The sequence below is a fragment of the Levilactobacillus acidifarinae DSM 19394 = JCM 15949 genome, from assembly GCF_001434835.1.
GTDB lineage: Bacteria > Bacillota > Bacilli > Lactobacillales > Lactobacillaceae > Levilactobacillus > Levilactobacillus acidifarinae.
In genome coordinates, this window is the sequence record NZ_AZDV01000026.1 from 293,755 (window position 1) to 310,847 (window position 17,093).

Below are 17,093 nucleotides of genomic sequence, written 5' to 3' on the forward strand. Positions count from 1 at the left end.
AAAGGAGTCGATGGGGCGATGGTACTGAAATTCATGGGAACCGTTCTGGTGGCGGTGCTCGGTGGGGCGTTTACCTGGGTGACGATTATGGCCTGCGAGAAATTCGCCCGGCGGTTGATCGCCCAACGGGAGCTAGACCCAAATTCATTGGGCGCATTATTGCTGACCATCGGGCTCATCGGTTTAGACGGGGCCGTCCTGATTCTGGCGGCGTTGGGCCTGTGGGCGCTAAACGCCGAAAGTTTTAGCTGGGCGCAACGGACCCGCAACGTCTACTTAGCGGTCGGTATCGGGGGCACTTCCGCCGTGATTACGATCGGGATTCTCTACCAGACGTTGAGACAACTCTGGGGGTATCTGCGCACCGACGGCCAGTAACTAGCCAATCAATGACGACAGGGCGTTTTTCCGTTAGTACGGGGAAACGTCTTTTTGAGTGGCAGTGGCCCGGTCACGGATGTGACAATTGAGGGGACTGAATCGTTCAAGTTGACGGCACGACCTTCCTGGACAATAATTGATTTTGTCACTAGTTAAGCTGGTGATGAGAGTTGATTAATTTGGGAGATGGGAAATGGTGAAAGCCAAGTTTGGGATGCTCAGTGTAATCTTGCTGGGGATCAATTCAATTATTGGATCAGGAATCTTTTTATTGCCGGGTCAGGCGGAAAAACTGATTGGGCCGGCCAGTATTTTAGTTTTTATTTTTGATATGTTACTGATCATTTCCATTGCCCTGTGTTATGCCGAAGACGCGACCTATTTTCAGAAAAATGGGGGACCGTACCTCTACGCCAAGGAGGCCTTCGGGAACTTCGTGGGTTACGAGGTCGGCTTTAGCGTGTGGGCCATCAGCATCATCGCGTGGGCGACCATGTCCAACGCGTTTACCACGGCGTTGGGCGCGATTTTCCCGGTCCTCACCCAACCCCTGTGGAAAGACTTGACGATTCTGCTCCTACTGGGCGCGTTAACGTTGATCAACATTTCGGGAATCACCCTGACCAAGTTGGTCAACAACGTGATCACGGTTGCCAAGTTGATCCCGCTACTGATCTTCGTGGGCGTCGGGGTCTTCTTCATTAACGGGGCGCACTTTACACCTTTCGTGGTGACCACCGGCAGTTTTGGTGGCTCGTTTGGGTCCGCGGCCATTCTGATCTTTTACGCCTTCACCGGGTTTGAAGCCCTGGCGATTGCGGCGCAGGAATTTCGGAACCCGCAACGCACGATTCCGTTGGCCATCATCGTGGTCTTAGCGGTCGTGGCGTTACTCTACATCTTGATTCAGGTGGTTTCCATCGGGGTCTTGGGACCGCAACTGGCCACCAGCAGCGCGCCGATTCAAGACGGGCTGGAACGGATGATTGGTCCGGCCGGCAAAACGTTGGTGGCCGTGGGGACCATCGTGTCGATCTTAGGAATCGCCACGGCACAGTCCTTCTACTTGCCCCGGATCGGGGCGTCGATGGCCGATAACGGCGTGATGCCCAAGGTCGTGGGCTACCGGAACCGACAAAACGTGCCCGCCGTGGCCATGGTGATCTCGTTTGTGATTGCCTACCCGTTAGCCATTTCCGGGACGTTCCAGACCTTGGCAGCCATCTCGGTGGTGTCGCGGTTCGCCCAGTACATTCCGACTATTCTGGCCGTGTTGATTTTCCGGCGGCGTAAGGTCCAACAGGGCAGTCGCTTCCGGGTGCCGTTCGGACCGGTTTTGCCGATTCTGGCGGTGCTGGTTAGTCTGTGGCTATTGTCCAAGGCGTCGGTCTTCCAGCTGGTCATGGGGCTGGGGTGCCTGGTCATCGCCATGCCGTTTTATTGGTTTTTGGAACGCGGCCAGCGCTCGACGCATTAAAAAGACGCTAAAAACCCGTTTTTCGTCGCCGCTAAAGGTGGTTGAAAAACGGGTTTTAGTTTGAAATTAAAGTTAGAAGTTGCGGCCCGCTTCTTCAGCGCGGCCAAAGGCTTTGGCCATGATGTCGGGCGCGTTGGCCGGATCGTGATCCATTCCTTCGGCGTAAACGCCGGTGAAGTCGGTAATGCCCATTACGTGTAAGACGGCCTGCAGGTACTGGTGGCCTAAGTCGAGTTGACTCATGTCAGGGCCGCCCGCCGTGCCGTGGTAGTCGCCACCGGACGTCTGCAGGTGAATGGCCTTCTTACCCGCTAAGGCGCCGGCCATGGTGCCTTCCTTGGTATAATGGAAGGTGTCGGGAATCTGCATGACCATGTCGAGGTAGCTCTTCATCTCGGTCGGCACGAACAAGTTATACATTGGGTTGACGAAGACGTACTTATCGGCGGCCACAAACTCGTCGATCCAGGCCTGCCGGGAGGCTTTAAAACGTTCTTCGTCGGGGTTCAGTGGTTGATTGACCAGGGCCTTGTTATAGATGGCCACGGCAATCTTATCCAACGGGAACGGCATGTATTCCGAGACGTTGTGTTCGATGACCTCGTCCTCGGGATGGGCGGTCCGGTAAGCCGTGATAAACTGTTGGTAGAACTTATCGGTCGTTGAATAGGTTTTCGTTTCAGGGTGAGCATAAATTACTAATACTTTAGTCATTAATAACTCCTCTTTTCTTAACGATAAATTAATTATAACAGTAAGCGCTTACATTATAAAGCCATCTTGCAAGAATTTTCACTTTTAGGGGTGGCACCGATCGTTAGCACTCCGCCACAAATGCCTGCCCATTCGCGGATAAATCCCCGTGGTTAGCGGTTTTCAGCGGGACGTAACGGGACCGTTAAGCCGTGAAAGTGCCGGTTGGTAACGGTCGGTGCGATCCCGGACCGGGGCTTTAAGCAACATCCAACGCCGAGCTAGTCGATTTCGGGGGTGAAATTACCAGGTTAAGGCCGCGATGGCCGGTTTTTCTGGTATACTTTTAGCCAATGACTAAACTCAAAAAGGGGGGATTCGGTCCCATGTTGATTTTTGATTCCGTTCTCATCATTGTGTTGATCGTGATCGACCAACTCATCAAGCACGCGGTGGTGGCCAACATTGCGTTGGGGGGCCAGCACCCGGTGATTAACGGTGTTTTTTCGCTGACACATTTACGTAACGACGGGGCGGCCTGGAGCATCTTGCAGGGCCAGATGTGGTTCTTTACCGTGATCGCCATCGTGGCCTTAGGCGTGATGGGGGTCTTCTTCTGGCGCTATCGCCACCAAAAGGATCACTGGATCGACGAACTGGGCTTGGCCTGTATGATGGCCGGTACGGTCGGCAACTTCATCGACCGCCTGACCCAGGGCTACGTCGTGGACATGTTCCAACTCGATTTTGTGAATTTTCCTATCTTTAACTTTGCGGATTCCTGCCTGACGGTGGGGGTCATCTTGATTATGATCGGCGTGTTTCTGGCCGATCGACGGGAGGCTAAATAGTAAACATGGACATCAAAGAATTTACGGTAGACCAAAAATTACGGTTAGATAAGCTGGTGGCGGTCACGGAACCCGAAATCTCGCGGTCCCAGGCTAAGGCCGCCATCGAAGCCGGTCAAATCACGGTCGACGGCCAGACGGTGCGGCCCAAAGACGTGGCTCCCGTGGGGGCAGTGGTCCACATCGCCTTACCGGACCCGCAACCAATCGATTTAACACCCGAGAACATTCCTTTAGACATCGTTTACGAAGACGACGACGTGATCGTGGTTAACAAGCCGCAGGGCATGGTGGTCCATCCCGCCCCGGGGCACCCCAACCACACGCTGGTCAACGCCCTGCTGTACCACAGTCCACTTTCCCAGATCAACGGGGAGTTGCGGCCCGGCATCGTTCACCGCATCGACAAGGACACGTCGGGGTTGTTGATGGTGGCTAAAAACGACCACGCCCATCACAGCCTGTCCGAACAACTGCACGCCAAAACCAACCTGCGAGAGTACTTGGCCATCGTGCACGGGAACTTCAAGGAAGACGAAGGCGTGATTCGCGCACCGCTCGGCCGGTCGCCAAAGGATCGCAAGAAACAGGCCGTCGTGGCCGATGGTCGCCCGGCCGTGACCCATTTTCGGGTGCTGGAACGTTACGGCGAGTTCACGCTGATCGCCTGTCGTTTGGAGACCGGCCGGACCCACCAAATTCGGGTGCATTTGGCCTACATCGGGCACCCGGTCGCCGGTGACCCGCTGTACGGGCCCAAGAAGACCTTGAAGGGCAACGGCCAATTCTTACACGCCAGAGAACTGGGCTTTAAACAACCCACCACGGGCGAACAACTGGACTTTACCTGTCCGGTCCCGCCGATTTTTCACGACACCGTGCAACGCTTACGGCGCCAAGCGGGATTACCGGTTGACAAAGCCATTTAGTTTTTTTATGCTAAACTTAATATCAAACGGGTTTGCCGGTAGTTAGGCGGGCGGGTTTCTTCACCAATTTTGCCGAAGAGACCCGTCCGTTTCCTTACCTATAATCTGAAAATTTTCGAGGAGGACAATATAATGCCAAAGGTAGTTGTCGACGCAATGGCCATGCAACGGGCCTTAACCCGGATTACATACGAAATTATCGAGCGAAACAAAGGGGTAGACGACCTGGTGATCCTAGGAATCAAGACCAGAGGCGTCTATTTGGCCCGCCGGATTGCGAGTCGGTTACAACAATTGGAAAACGTGACGGTCCCGGTCGGTGACCTCGACGTCACGCCGTACCGTGACGACATCGAACACGACGCGCAGAACGAACCCGAAGTGACGGCGACCAACATTGCGTTTCCCGTGGCCGGCAAGAAAGTGATCCTGGTCGACGACGTGTTATATACCGGTCGGACGATTCGCGCGGCAATGAGTGCCGTGATGGCGTTGGGTCGACCGAAGAGCATTAATCTGGCCGTTTTAGTTGACCGGGGCCACCGAGAACTCCCGATTCGCGCCGATTTTGTGGGCAAAAACATTCCGAGTTCTCAACGCGAACGGATCAAAGTCTCCGTCAGCGAAATCGACAATCGCGACGCGGTGGAAATCTTAAAGGCGTAAGCACCTAGCTAGACAAAGGGGCCGATTTTGCATGGCAAAACGTTATTTAATTTTAGAAGACGGTTCGGCTTACGCGGGTGAAGGGTTCGGCGCCGGGGCAACCACGAGCGGTGAAGTCATTTTTAACCTGAACCTTTTGGGTTATCAAGAAACCATCACCGACCAGATTTACCACAACCAAATCATCATCTTTGCGCAACCGGCCATCGGCAACGTGGGAATCAACCACGACAGCTACGAGTCCATCCTGCCCACGGCTAAGGGGATGGTGGTCCGCGACTTGACCAACATCTCGACGAACCGGTTATCCCGGCTTTCGCTCGACGAATTTCTGCAGCAGCACAACATCCCGGGCATCAGCGGCATCGATACTAGACACCTGATTCGTAAGCTCCGCCAGGCGGGGCCGATGAAGGGCAGTATCGTCGACGTGGCCGACGCGCACGCGTTCGACCAGTTGAACGCCACGGTGCTGACTAACCGCCAGGTCGATCAAGTCGCCACACCGAAACCGTACCCCAACCCGGATACCGGTAAGAACGTGGTGGTCATCGACTTCGGGTTGAAGCACGGAATCTTGCGACAATTGTCCGAACGGCGCTGCAACGTCACGGTCTTGCCGTGGACGGCCAGCGCTCAGGACGTCTTGAACCTGGATCCCGACGGTGTCCTGTTGTCCACGGGACCGGGATCGCCGTTAGACCTGGGGACCGGGGTGCTCGACATGATTCGCGAGGTCCAAGCCGAGATTCCGTTGTTTGCGATTGGTTTGGGCCATGAACTGTTTGCCCTGGCCAACGGCGCGGAATTAACGGCGCTACCGGTCGAATACCACGGCAGTAGCCACCCGATTCGCCGCATTATCACCAACGACGTCATCTACGCGACCCAGGGACAGGGGTACGCGGTGCTGGCGAAATCCATCGACCGCGACCGGTTGATCACCACCTACGTGGACCTGATCGACGGGACCGTGCAGGGGTTGCGACACCGCGATTTTCCGGCCTTTTCCGTACAATTTTTCGCGGACGGGGCCCCGGGGCCTCACGAAAGTCGCGACCTTTTCGATGAATTCATGGAAGCGATGACCTCACGGGAGGGATAGAGTTGCAAAATTGGGATCAGTTACAGAAAGTGTTAATTATTGGCAGTGGGCCGACCGAGATTGGTCACGAGACCGAACTAGACGGGGCCACCGTACAGATCCTGACCGAGTTTAAGAAGCACGGGGTCCGCACGCTGGTGATCGATAACAATCCCTTCTCGGTGGCCTTAGAAGAGATCCAACCCACCAATATGTACGTGCAGGCCGTCACCACGGCCAACGTGCGCCACATCTTAGAAAAGGACCAACCCGATGCCATTTTACCGACGTTGGGGGGGCTGCGGGGGATGCGCATCGCCCAGGAACTCCAGGAAAACGGGGATTTGGGGCGTTACGAGGTGGCCGTCTTGGGGATGCCCACCAGTACCTTAGAACAAATCAATAATCCGGCGGCGCTAAACGCCACCCTAAAAGAAATTCACGAACCGGTGATCGAAGCCCAGGTCGTGCAGACCGAAGACGAGGCGTTGGGCCTAGTCGAGGCGATCGGGTTTCCGTTGATCGTCAAACCGGTCGCGCCACGCGTCGACACCAACCGCACCATCTGTGAAAACGTCGACGACATGTTAACGGCGCTGAGCCAGGGCTTCCAACAGTCACGTTTCGACCAGTGTACCCTGGAGCGTAGCGTGGTCGGCTATAAGGAAATCGAAATGGTCGCCATCCGCGACCGTGTCGACACGGAACTGCTCATTAGTGGGCTGGAAAACGTTGACCCGATCGGGATTCATTCCGGCGATTCCATCGTCCTAAGTCCCCCGCAGACCTTAAACGACCGGGAGTACCAGGACTTACGGGACGCCACCTTCCGGATTGCCACGGAACTCAACGTGGTGGGCATCTTACACGTCCACTTCGCGTTGAACCCGGCTAACCAGCACTTCTACGTGACCAAGGTCGCCCCGTACTTTACGCGTGGCGTGGCGCTAGCGGCGCGGACCGTGGGGTACCCCGTGGCCATCGTGACCGGCGAACTGTTGCTGGGCCAACGCCTAGTCGACGTGAAGTTGCCCAGTCAATATGTTAAGCAAACGGCCATCATGGAACCCATGAACGACCACATCAGCGTGCGGATTCCGCTCTGGCCGTTCCAGGAGGTCCCCGATGCGGACCAGCACCTGGACACGGCAATGAAGGCGGTCGGTTCGACCGTGGGCATCGGTCGCTCGGTCGAAGAAGCGATGTTAAAGTCGGTTCGGAGCTCGCAGTTTTCACCACGGGACGTCTTACCGTCCGTCAGTAATCTGACCGACGGGGAAATGATCAGTCAATTGATCCACCCGTTGGCTAACCGAATCTTGGTTTTGATCGAAGCCTTGCGGCGGGGATACTCGCCGGCCGAACTCAGTGAACTGACCAAGATCGATCCGTTCTACTTCGTGAAGCTCCAGCACCTCTTGACCATCGAAAAGCAGATCCAGGAAAATCCCTTGGACGTCGCCACGCTGAAACGCGCGCGCTACTACGGCTTTGGGGACGGGATGATTGCGCGGATCTGGCAGACCGATACCGCCGAGATACGTCGGTTGTCGACCGAGGCAGCCATCCAGCCGACCTACAAGATGATCGAACCCACGGCCGGTGAATTTCCCGAAGACGCCAGTGGCTACTACAGCACGTTTGAATACGAAAACGAAAGCCAACCGTTAGGCGACCGAACCGCCCTGGTCTTGGGCCGGGGTGGCAACCAGCTGGGGCCCAACTCGGCGGCCGAGTACTTTACCACCGAGATGCTCAAGCAACTGAAACGGGCGGGTTACCACACCATTTTGATGAATACCAACCCGAACGCGGTTGGCGTGGCGCCCGAGTTTTCCGACAAACAGTACGTCGATCCCATTCAGTTGGGCGACGTGCTCAACGTCATTCACGTGGAGCACCCCGACATCGTGATCGTCCCGGGCAACCGGCACTACCTGACGCGCGAATTAAAAAAGCGCCACTTAAATCTGCACGTGTTACCGCCGGATCAGGAGACCGTTGACAAGTTGCCCAAGATGGCGACGATTGGGGTCAGTCTCTTCGTGCACGAACAGGAAAAGGTGGCCATTGGAGTGATGGATCTGATCGCCCCGGGGATGACCCAGAACCTCGCACAGATCACGGCGTTCCGCATGCCGGCCGAATTACCCAAGGCAACGCGCCTGAACCTGGTCGAACAGGCCAAAAAGGCCGTCAGCGAGCGGCAGGTCAGGGGGATGGTCCAGGTCCTGTTTGCCCCCAAAAACGCCACGTCTAAGCAACTAGTGTGTGTCGGAACTCGGCCGATTCGCTTGACCGAGATGGCCTTCTTGAGCAAGGTCACGGGTATCAATTGGGTGCGGATGCTGACGCGCCAACACATCGAAACGTTGGACGCCGACGAACTGGCGGCCATCAAGATCGACCTGAACAGTAAACGGGTGGCGTTGATGAACGCGGTCTTTCCGTTCCAGCAGTTGCACGTCTTGAACCGGCCCGGCACCACGGACCAGGAAGTGGGCGCGACGATTGCCTTTGGTTCCAGTGAGGCGTTAAAGTTAAACAACCTGAGTGATACGGCCGAACTCGACCGGATTATCAACCGCACGATTTAATTGACTAATACAAAAAGGCGCCAACTCATGGATTTACGAGCTGGCGCCTTTTGTATTGGCTGGATAATTTACTTTTGGTTATTCGCCGTTAATTGGTCGACCAGCGTACTTTCGGGCGTCACGAAGACCGTTTTTTGTCCGGTGAAGATCACAAACCCCGGCTTGGCTCCGTTAGGCTTATGGATTCGTTTAACCGGCACGTAATCCACCGGCACGGTACTGGATGCGCGGGCCTTACTGAAGTAGGCGGCCAGGTTGGCGGCCTCTAGAATCGTCTGTTCGCTCGGATCGGCGTCGTGGACGATCACGTGAGACCCCGGCATGTCCTTGACGTGCAACCAGATGTCGGTGCGCTTGGCGGTGTGCAAGGTCAACTTGTCGTTTTGCAGGTTGTTCTTGCCCACGGAGATCTTGGTGCCGTCGCTCGCCGTGAACTGGTCGGGCTTACTGATCTGTTGCTTACGACGCTTCTTGGCCTTTTTCTGGTGATCGTGGTCGCGCAGGTAACCGCCTTGTTGCAGTTCCAAACGAATATCGATCAGGTCCTTGGGCGCGGCGAGCTCGATCTGGGCCATGATGTTGTCGAAGTAGTCGACGTTGGCTTGGGTCTGCTCGATCTGCGTGGTCACGTAACTGACCGCGTTTTTGGCTTTTTGGTAGCGCTTGAAGTACTTTTGCGCGTTTTGGTTGGGTGATAACTGGTTCGACAGGGCAATCTTCAGCGGCTTTTCGGCGTCGTAGAAGTTTGGCAGTGTCACAGTTGTGTCACCGCGCTTCACCTGGTACAGGTAGGTGGTCAAAATTTCACCCTTGACCCGGTACTCGTCGGCGTTTTCCGTTTCGGCTAAGGTCCGCTGGAGCTTTTTAAGCTTGTTGCGGTTCTTCTTGAGTTCGTTACGCACCACCCGAATCAGGACGCTACCTTGTTGTTGCACGCGGTCCCGTTCGGCCTTGTCTTGGTAGTAGGTGTCGAGGAGTTCACTCAGCGTCGCGGCAGCCTGTTGCTGACCCTCGGTTGGGTACGGGAAGGCCGTGAAACTGGTCTTACCCTTCGGTGACACGGTTAACGTGGGTTGCGGGTCATCGAAGCGGGCGAAGAACGTCGTGAAGTTAGCGTTGGCATCACCGGCCTGGTGTAAGGCACTGGCCAGGGCGGCGGCGGTATCCTTGCCTAACCCCTGATACTGATGTTGCAGGGTGCCGGCGAGGACGTCGCGGTTCGGAAATTCTCGAATGGTGGTCGCCAGGTCGGGACGTGGTCCGGTAAAGGGATCGGTGAGGTCTTGCTTGGGCGGCGTGATGTACTGCGCGCCGGGTAAGAGGAGCCGGTAACGGTTTTGGTCGGAGCCGACGTGTTTGATGGCGTCGAGAATCTTGCCACTGGCCTGATCGACCAGGATGACGTTACTGTGCCGGGCCATAATTTCAACGATCAGGTGGAGTTCTTGCTGGTCGCCCAATTCGTTGCGGGCGGTGAAGACCAGGTGGACTACCCGGTCGTTGGCGGCTTGCGTGACGCCCTTTAAGATGGCGCCCTGCAAGTATTTCCGCAGGATCATGGTAAAGTTGGTCGGAACCGGCGGATTGACGTAGGGAATCTCGGTGACTTGAATCCGCGCGTAGGTCGGGTTCGCCGAGAGCAGAATCGGGTGGTTATGCCCGTTAGCCCGAATGGTCAGGACCACTTCGTTGGCGTAGGGTTGGTTAATTTTGCTGACCCGGCCGGTGGTCACGGTCTGTTGAAGCTCGTGCACCATGGCGTGGGTAAAGGACCCATCAAAGGACATCGAATCACACCTTTCTAGATAGTTGGTTATAGATGAAACGTCAAAAAAGCAATACATCTTAAAGTATAGCGATTGTCGGGGTAAAGCGCAAAGAAGTTTCCTCGCCAAAAAGTTTCCCCACTTCCGACCGAATTAGTGCTTGTGACGGTCAACAAATCCGTTGTATAATGCAATCAAAGGAGTGAGGACAGTTGAAATCCAGTCTAGCAGCCTTAATGACGGTCACCAAGGCGCAGCAGACCCTGCTGCAACGGATGGCCAAACAACACCATTTAACGGTGTCGGAGTGGCAACTTTTGGACCAAATTGGTGAGGGGGCCAACACCCAAGAAATCCTTGCCCAACAGACCCGCTTGGACACCTCGACGTTAAGTCGCCAGCTCAAGGGGTTGGTGGCTAAGGAGATGGTCACTAAAGAAGCCATCGGGCGGGACAAACGCCAGCTGGTGTACACCATTACCGCCGCGGGAACCGAGACCGCCGCGGCCATCAACACCGCCTTTGAAGCGTTGGCGGATCAGGTCTTTGAACACTGGTCGGTCGACGAACGCAACTTATTACAAATCTTATTGAACCGGTTAGCCAAGAGCATGGATCGGCAACGGACCATGTCTGTGAAGTAAGGAGTGAAGTCATATTCAGCAACGATTAGTCGTCATTTCGTTAGACGCCATGGGTAGTCGGGATCTCGATGAGCATCTCGATGAACTGCCGAACTTACGACGGTTGGTGGTCACCGGGACGCGGGTCAAGCGGGTGCGGGGCATTTACCCCACGCTAACCTACCCGTCCCACACCACCATCATTACGGGCCAGTACCCGCGCGAACACGGCATCATCAACAATACCAAGTTACAACCGCAGCGGCGCTCACCGGACTGGTACTGGTACCAACGCAGCGTCAAGGTCCCGACACTATACGACCTGGTGCGCCAACAACACCGCAAGACGGCGGCTTTTTTATGGCCGGTCACCGCGGGCAGTCGGATTAGCTATAACCTGGCCGAGATCTTCCCCAATCGGATTTGGACCAACCAGGTGCTGGTCTCGCTGAAGGCCAGCAGCCCGGCCTTCCTGCTGCGGATGAACCAGAAATATGGGCACCTGCGTCACGGGATTCAACAACCCGAACTCGACGACTTTATCACCGCTTGTGCGGTCGACACGCTTTACCACAAGCGCCCGGCTTTGACGCTGATTCACCTGGTCGACATGGATAGCATGCGCCACCGTTACGGGGTTCGGTCGACCGAGGCGCTAGCGGCGTTGAAACGCTTGGACGCACGGGTCGGGAAGTTGATCGATGCCACGATTGCGGCGGGCACCTTTGGTGAGACCAACTTCGCGGTATTGGGCGACCACTACCAAATCAATGTCGATCACATGATCCATTTAAACCAAGCCTTTGCGCAACGGGGCTGGTTAACGCCGACCAAGGCAGGCACGGTCAAAAACGACTGGCACGTCTGGGCCAAGTCCTGTGACGGGTGCACCTACGTGTACACCCGCAACTTCGCCGACGGCCAGCACTTACGGGCCTTACTGGAGGAGACCCCGGGTGTGCAGGCGGTTTACAGTGGGGCCGAAGCGGCGCAACGGGGGGCCGACCCGCAGTGCCAGTGGCTGGTCGAAGCCAAGGCCGGTTACTACTTTACCGACGAAACCAACCGACCGGCCGTGGTGGAGACCGTTGATCCGGCCAGCCTGGGGCAACCGGACCGTTATCACGGGGTCCACGGGTACGACCCGGACAAGCCGGACTACCGCACCACGTTAGTCTTATCCGGACCGGCCATCAAGGAAGGACAAACGATTGACGACGCTGACCTGGTCGACGAAGCACCGACATTTGCGCAACTGCTTGGGGTCCACTTCCCCGATCCGTTACCGGGCCACGTCCTGGTCGCGGCGTTGAAGGGGGTCCACCATGAAGCTGACTAAAGAACAGTGGAGTTGGGTCTTCTACGACTGGGCCAACTCCGGGTACGGGATCATCGTCACCACGGCCGTTTTACCAATCTACTTCAAGGGCGTGGCGCAGGCCAACGGGGTGACCGCGGCTAACGCGACGGCCTTTTGGGGGTACGCCAACAGTCTAGGGACGTTACTAGTCGCCATTTTGGCCCCGTTTCTGGGGGCGCTGGCCGATTATCCCGGGTTTAAGAAACGCCTCTTAACGGGGTTCACCACGTTAGGCATGGTCATGACGTTGGGGTTAGCCATCTTACCGCCCAGACAGTGGCAGTGGCTCCTGGTGATCTACGTGTTGTCGGTGCTGGGGTACTCTGGTGGTAACCTGTTTTACGACAGCTTCTTGACCGACGTCAGTGACGATCGACAAATGGATCAGATCTCGAGCGTGGGCTACGGTTTTGGGTATCTGGGGGGCGTGTTAGCCTTTATTCTATTTATGATTCTCCAGTTTACCCACGGCTTTGGTCAGTTATCGAGTACGGCGGTGGCCCGCTGGGGCTTCGTTTTAGCCGCCATCTGGTGGGTGATCTTCTTTGTCCCGTTACTCAAAAACGTTCACCAGCGGCACGCCTTATCCGCCACGCCGGCGCCCTTGCGGCAGAGTTGGACGCGGGTCTGGCAGACCGTGCGGCATTTGCGACAACACCGGGGCCTGGCGTGGTTCTTGGTGGCGTACTTCTGCTATATCGACGGGGTCGACACCATCTTTACCATGGCCACGTCGATTGGGCTAGACATCGGGATCACCAGCACCACGTTGATCATGGTGTTACTGGCCGTTCAACTGGTGGCGTTTCCGTGCTCCATCTTTTACGGTTGGTTGGCCCAAAAGACCAGCACCCGAACGGGAATTCTGCTGGCGATCGTGGTTTACCTGATTATCTGTGTGGACGCCTTACACCTGCACACGGTCAACGACTTCTGGTTGTTGGCCATCCTAGTTGGGACTAGCCAGGGAGGCATTCAGGCGCTCTCCCGGTCGTACTTTGGCCGCTTGGTCCCCAAGGAACAGTCCAGTGAGTTCTTCGGTTTTTACAACATTTTGGGGAAGTTTTCTGCCGTGTTAGGGCCCATTTTGGTTGGGGTGGTCACACAACTGACCGGTCAATCCCGAATCGGGGCGGCCTCGTTATCGCTATTATTTTTAGCCGGATTAGCCATTTTTCTGGCGCTGCCCAAGCTGACGGCGGACAATTCCTAGTCCTCGTATAGGTTTTATGGTATTCTAGGGGATAAACGAAAGTAAAAGTAGGTGTAAGAACATGAAGATTGCTGTGGTCACCGATAGTACCAGCTATTTGTCCGCAGAAGAGGCGAAACGATACAATATTCACGTCGTTCCGATTCCGGTGATCATTGACGGCCGTTCCTACGATGAAGGCGTCGATATCACCACTGAGGAATTTTATGACTGGCTGCGTAATTCCAAGTCATTCCCCAGTACCTCGCAGCCCCCGTTGGGTGAGATGATCAATCTCTACAACCAATTGGCGGATGAAGGTTACGATACGGTGATTAGTATTCACTTAGCCAGCACGATTTCGGGCTTCGTGAACCAATTAAAGAACTTAGCACCCACGATTGATAACATCCGGGTGATTCCTTACGATTCACAAATTACGGTTAAACTGATGGGCTACTTAGCCATCGAAGCGTCACGCATGGCGGCCAAGGGCGCGACGCCCGAAGACATTATTGCCCGGCTGGACGATTTACGGTCAACCATCGGGGAATACTTCGTGGTCGACGACCTGCAGAACCTGGTCCGTGGTGGCCGGTTGTCCAACGCTTCGGCCTTTATTGGCAGTGTCTTACGCATCAAGCCGTTACTGACCTTTGATGACAAGACTCACGAAATCGTGGCCTTTGAAAAGGTGCGGTCCCGCAAGAAGGCCCTAGCACGGGTCGAGGACCTCTTCGTTGAGGCCCAAGCTAAGGTCGATTACCCGTTAAAGGCGTTGGTGATTGACGCCAACGATCCCGACGGCGGGGCGGCCTGGGCGGCCAAAATTACCCAGCAGTACCCCGATATTCCCGTAGAGCGTTCCTATTTTGGACCAGTCATTGGGGCACATTTGGGGGAAAAGGCGTTGGCGTTAGCCTGGATTAAGGACTACGAACGCGCTTAAGTATTGATTAATCCAGTGAATTCGATAAAAGCAGGAAGGACATTCTCGATTTGGGGATGTCCTTTTTGCTTTTTGCTATTGTTTGGGCGCCGCTATCGGTTTTGTTTCTTGGAAAGGGAAGTTTTGTACGGGTCGTCGTTCGGCCAAGGGATAGACTTCCTGATTTGATGTACCTGAATTATAAATTTGCCGGGTAAGCGTTTTAGCTTTCGGCTGATAGCAACCTTATTCAGCTACAAGTATTCTGATTCTTGCCTATAAATTAAATTGTAATGCTTAAATATTACAATTAACTTTTGGTGGTCGTATACTAAGGTCGTTCTAACCAAGCTAACATCTCTAATTGGAGGTAAACGATGTTGAAACGTCGAAAATTCATGTTGATAACGGTACTAGCTTTGGCCAGTTTTGGTGGTACCACGACCGCGCACGCAGCTACCTGGCACTCGGGGACCCCGAAGGCTATCCGCGGTCATTGGATTTATCATAAAAGTAAATTGAGCTTCGGCTACTACTATGTTCGGGCTCATCAAATCTGCTTTCAAAATTACCAGGCGATACCGTATCGTGAAAGTCAGGTCACATACAAGAATCTGGGTCACGGAAGATACAAATTACGTTACATGTTTGGAAGCCCACATTCGACTTTTGGACAAAATATCCAATATGGTTGGATCGTAAAGCGACATGGCCAACTCAAGGTTTCCGGGGGTCAATACCCTTACCGGTCACGTTATGAATACCACTATCAGTATCATCGCGGGTCGGCCGCCAGTCTAAACAGTCTTCGTGTTCATCTGGCCCGTCCTTTTTCTTAAAATCGATTCTGTTGATTCTGTTGGAGGAAAATTATGTTTAAAAAATCGTTAGCGCTAACTTCATTGACGTTGTTATTAGCTGCCTCAGCTATTCAAATAAACGATGCTTCAGCAAGTACTAAGCCTAGCCAATCACTACGCAGTGCTCCTAAATTGTTACGTGGCTATTGGGAAACGCGTTATGGTCTTGAAGCATTTAAAGGAAATCGGGTTATTTATATCACCAAAGGCTTTCAACCATATGAATATAAGACTAAGTGGTCTAAAGGTGACGTTGCTCATACATTTTTATATAAGCAAGAAATTGCTACTTTACCAATTTATATTTTTCAAGCCTCGCATAATAAATTTCATTCAATAATCGCAACTCATCAAGGCGCCGGTGTGACCTTTCATCGAATCAGTCATGCAAAATTTAAACACCTTTGTAAAACGTGGGCGAAAAATCGCGCTTAATTTTGCATTTTAGTTGTTATGAACCGGAGGGAAACATGTTTAAAAAATCGTTAACGCTAACTTCATTGACGTTGTTATTGGCTGTACCGGCTACCCAGATAAGCGGAGGGTTAACTAGCGCCAGTTCGTCTAAAAGGTTAAGGACGGCGCCTAAGATTTTACGTGGATACTGGCAAGATGACTATGGCCATGGTTCTTTTATCGAGCATATAGCCAAACATAAAGTGACTTATATTAGTAAGGGCTACGAACCCGATATTTTTATCACATTTCTCACAACAGATTTCATACAAAAAATTCAGGTGCACCGTACGATATGACTGGACATCACCGAATCAGCCATGCCAAATTTTTACAAATTTATAATAGCTGGGCGAGGTATTATCGACTGAACACACCGACAAAGCCAGTTAGTACTAAAACAACGCAAAAATTGAAAGCAGCTCCCAAGATTTTGCAAGGGTATTGGAGGGACGGAGATGACGTTGTCCATGTGACGAAACACAAAGTAATAAGCGTAGCCAATTATCCTCATAAAGGTAATCGTCCTGTTGTCATTAAAGCTGAGTGGTCAACGGGCGAGGAACCGCATACGTATTACCACACAGAAATTTATGATGGAATCAGGGGTAACTATCCAATCTTTGTATATAAAATCTCTCGTAATAGCTATCGCAGTACCAAGGTTCTTCATAATCAATTTACATCGACATCGCATCGTATTAGCCATGCTCAATATAATCGGCTGTGTAAAGCGTGGATAAAGTGAAGTGAGTTAAAAAATGGCTTTAGATTATTTTTAAACACAATGAAGTTGCAAAAGCTTCCCACTTATAGCAGATTTGGTAATATAATTCTAGGGATAAGATAATTCTAGAAAAATATAATTGCTAGGGAAAATGCGTAAATCATTGAAATTAGTCTTAGTCTTTATCACCATCTTGTCGGTCTTATCCATAGGGTTCGTAACGCCTGCTCAAGCGGCGTCACAAACCATCCCCAGTTCCTTACGGGGGACCTGGTATCACTATTATGCGGGGTTACATAAGGTTGATAAACTAAAAATCACCAAGCATGCCATGGAATTTTCGCTTAAGGGCTTTACAGCTAATAACCAAACGGGTTCCCAAGTGATTGTTAGAAAGATGGGTAACCGTGGTTATGCAATTGGTAAGAGGGATGCGCCCTTATTAAAAATCAAGTCTCGTAAAGTCAACGGTAAGAAACATAAAGTACTTTTTGTAGAGTAAG

Annotated in this window: 15 protein-coding genes; 13 read left to right on the plus strand and 2 right to left on the minus strand. The window is 53.5% G+C overall.

Annotated features, from left to right (window positions below; all coding sequences use genetic code 11):
- The first annotated feature begins 18 nt into the window (after positions 1 to 18).
- Both FD25_RS09100 and FD25_RS09105 read left to right on the plus strand, forming a co-directional pair.
- The gene (locus tag FD25_RS09100) at positions 19 to 378 is read left to right on the plus strand and encodes a hypothetical protein (protein ID WP_057803482.1); all 360 of its coding nucleotides are present in this window, start codon (positions 19 to 21) and stop codon (positions 376 to 378) included.
- Positions 379 to 595: 217 nt separating this feature from the next.
- Entirely contained in the window at positions 596 to 1,858 is a 1,263-nt protein-coding gene (locus FD25_RS09105; RefSeq protein WP_420835898.1) for an APC family permease, read from the plus strand.
- A gap of 72 nt (positions 1,859 to 1,930) precedes the next feature.
- Here the strand turns inward: FD25_RS09105 and FD25_RS09110 are convergent, their stop codons facing one another.
- A complete protein-coding gene (locus FD25_RS09110) occupies positions 1,931 to 2,572 on the minus strand; it encodes an FMN-dependent NADH-azoreductase (protein ID WP_057803485.1) in 642 nt (213 codons plus the stop codon).
- Positions 2,573 to 2,937: 365 nt separating this feature from the next.
- Here FD25_RS09110 and lspA point away from each other — a divergent pair, with 365 nt between their 5' ends.
- The 5 genes from lspA (at position 2,938) to FD25_RS09135 (ending at position 8,678) form a co-directional block, all read left to right on the plus strand.
- On the plus strand, positions 2,938 to 3,402 hold the full coding sequence (lspA, locus tag FD25_RS09115) for a signal peptidase II (RefSeq protein WP_057803487.1): 465 nt from the start codon (positions 2,938 to 2,940) through the stop codon (positions 3,400 to 3,402).
- A gap of 5 nt (positions 3,403 to 3,407) precedes the next feature.
- Positions 3,408 to 4,331 carry an RluA family pseudouridine synthase gene (locus FD25_RS09120; RefSeq protein ID WP_057803489.1) on the plus strand — a complete coding sequence of 308 codons (924 nt, stop codon included), beginning with the start codon at positions 3,408 to 3,410 and terminating at the stop codon, positions 4,329 to 4,331.
- Between the two features lie 132 nt (positions 4,332 to 4,463).
- Positions 4,464 to 4,997 carry a bifunctional pyr operon transcriptional regulator/uracil phosphoribosyltransferase PyrR gene (gene pyrR, locus FD25_RS09125; protein WP_057803492.1) on the plus strand — a complete coding sequence of 178 codons (534 nt, stop codon included), beginning with the start codon at positions 4,464 to 4,466 and terminating at the stop codon, positions 4,995 to 4,997.
- A 31-nt stretch (positions 4,998 to 5,028) separates the two neighbouring features.
- Positions 5,029 to 6,102: a carbamoyl phosphate synthase small subunit gene (locus FD25_RS09130; RefSeq protein ID WP_057730027.1), complete on the plus strand. Its 1,074-nt coding sequence runs from the start codon at positions 5,029 to 5,031 to the stop codon at positions 6,100 to 6,102.
- Positions 6,103 to 6,104: 2 nt separating this feature from the next.
- A complete protein-coding gene (locus FD25_RS09135; protein WP_057803495.1) occupies positions 6,105 to 8,678 on the plus strand; it encodes a carbamoyl phosphate synthase preATP-grasp domain-containing protein in 2,574 nt (857 codons plus the stop codon).
- A 68-nt stretch (positions 8,679 to 8,746) separates the two neighbouring features.
- Here FD25_RS09135 and FD25_RS09140 read toward each other — a convergent pair whose 3' ends face one another.
- Positions 8,747 to 10,465 (minus strand): NFACT RNA binding domain-containing protein, encoded by a 1,719-nt coding sequence (locus FD25_RS09140; RefSeq protein ID WP_057803497.1) that lies wholly within the window; start codon positions 10,463 to 10,465, stop codon positions 8,747 to 8,749.
- 191 nt (positions 10,466 to 10,656) lie between these two features.
- On the opposite strand from FD25_RS09140, the gene FD25_RS09145 reads away from it, so the two are divergent.
- The 6 genes from FD25_RS09145 (at position 10,657) to FD25_RS09175 (ending at position 17,092) form a co-directional block, all read left to right on the plus strand.
- Positions 10,657 to 11,088: a MarR family winged helix-turn-helix transcriptional regulator gene (locus FD25_RS09145; protein WP_057803499.1), complete on the plus strand. Its 432-nt coding sequence runs from the start codon at positions 10,657 to 10,659 to the stop codon at positions 11,086 to 11,088.
- 49 nt (positions 11,089 to 11,137) lie between these two features.
- Positions 11,138 to 12,406: an alkaline phosphatase family protein gene (locus tag FD25_RS09150; protein WP_057803501.1), complete on the plus strand. Its 1,269-nt coding sequence runs from the start codon at positions 11,138 to 11,140 to the stop codon at positions 12,404 to 12,406.
- Positions 12,393 to 13,640, plus strand: a complete 1,248-nt coding sequence (locus FD25_RS09155) for an MFS transporter (RefSeq protein ID WP_057803502.1) — start codon at positions 12,393 to 12,395, stop codon at positions 13,638 to 13,640. Before FD25_RS09150 ends, FD25_RS09155 begins: the two co-directional genes overlap by 14 nt.
- 61 nt (positions 13,641 to 13,701) lie before the next feature.
- Positions 13,702 to 14,568 (plus strand): DegV family protein, encoded by an 867-nt coding sequence (locus FD25_RS09160; RefSeq protein ID WP_057803504.1) that lies wholly within the window; start codon positions 13,702 to 13,704, stop codon positions 14,566 to 14,568.
- An 851-nt stretch (positions 14,569 to 15,419) separates the two neighbouring features.
- Complete coding sequence (locus FD25_RS09165; RefSeq protein ID WP_057803506.1) at positions 15,420 to 15,842, plus strand: hypothetical protein; 423 nt, start codon at positions 15,420 to 15,422, stop codon at positions 15,840 to 15,842.
- 899 nt (positions 15,843 to 16,741) lie between these two features.
- Positions 16,742 to 17,092 carry a hypothetical protein gene (locus FD25_RS09175; RefSeq protein ID WP_146999879.1) on the plus strand — a complete coding sequence of 117 codons (351 nt, stop codon included), beginning with the start codon at positions 16,742 to 16,744 and terminating at the stop codon, positions 17,090 to 17,092.
- Position 17,093: the final 1 nt, after the last annotated feature.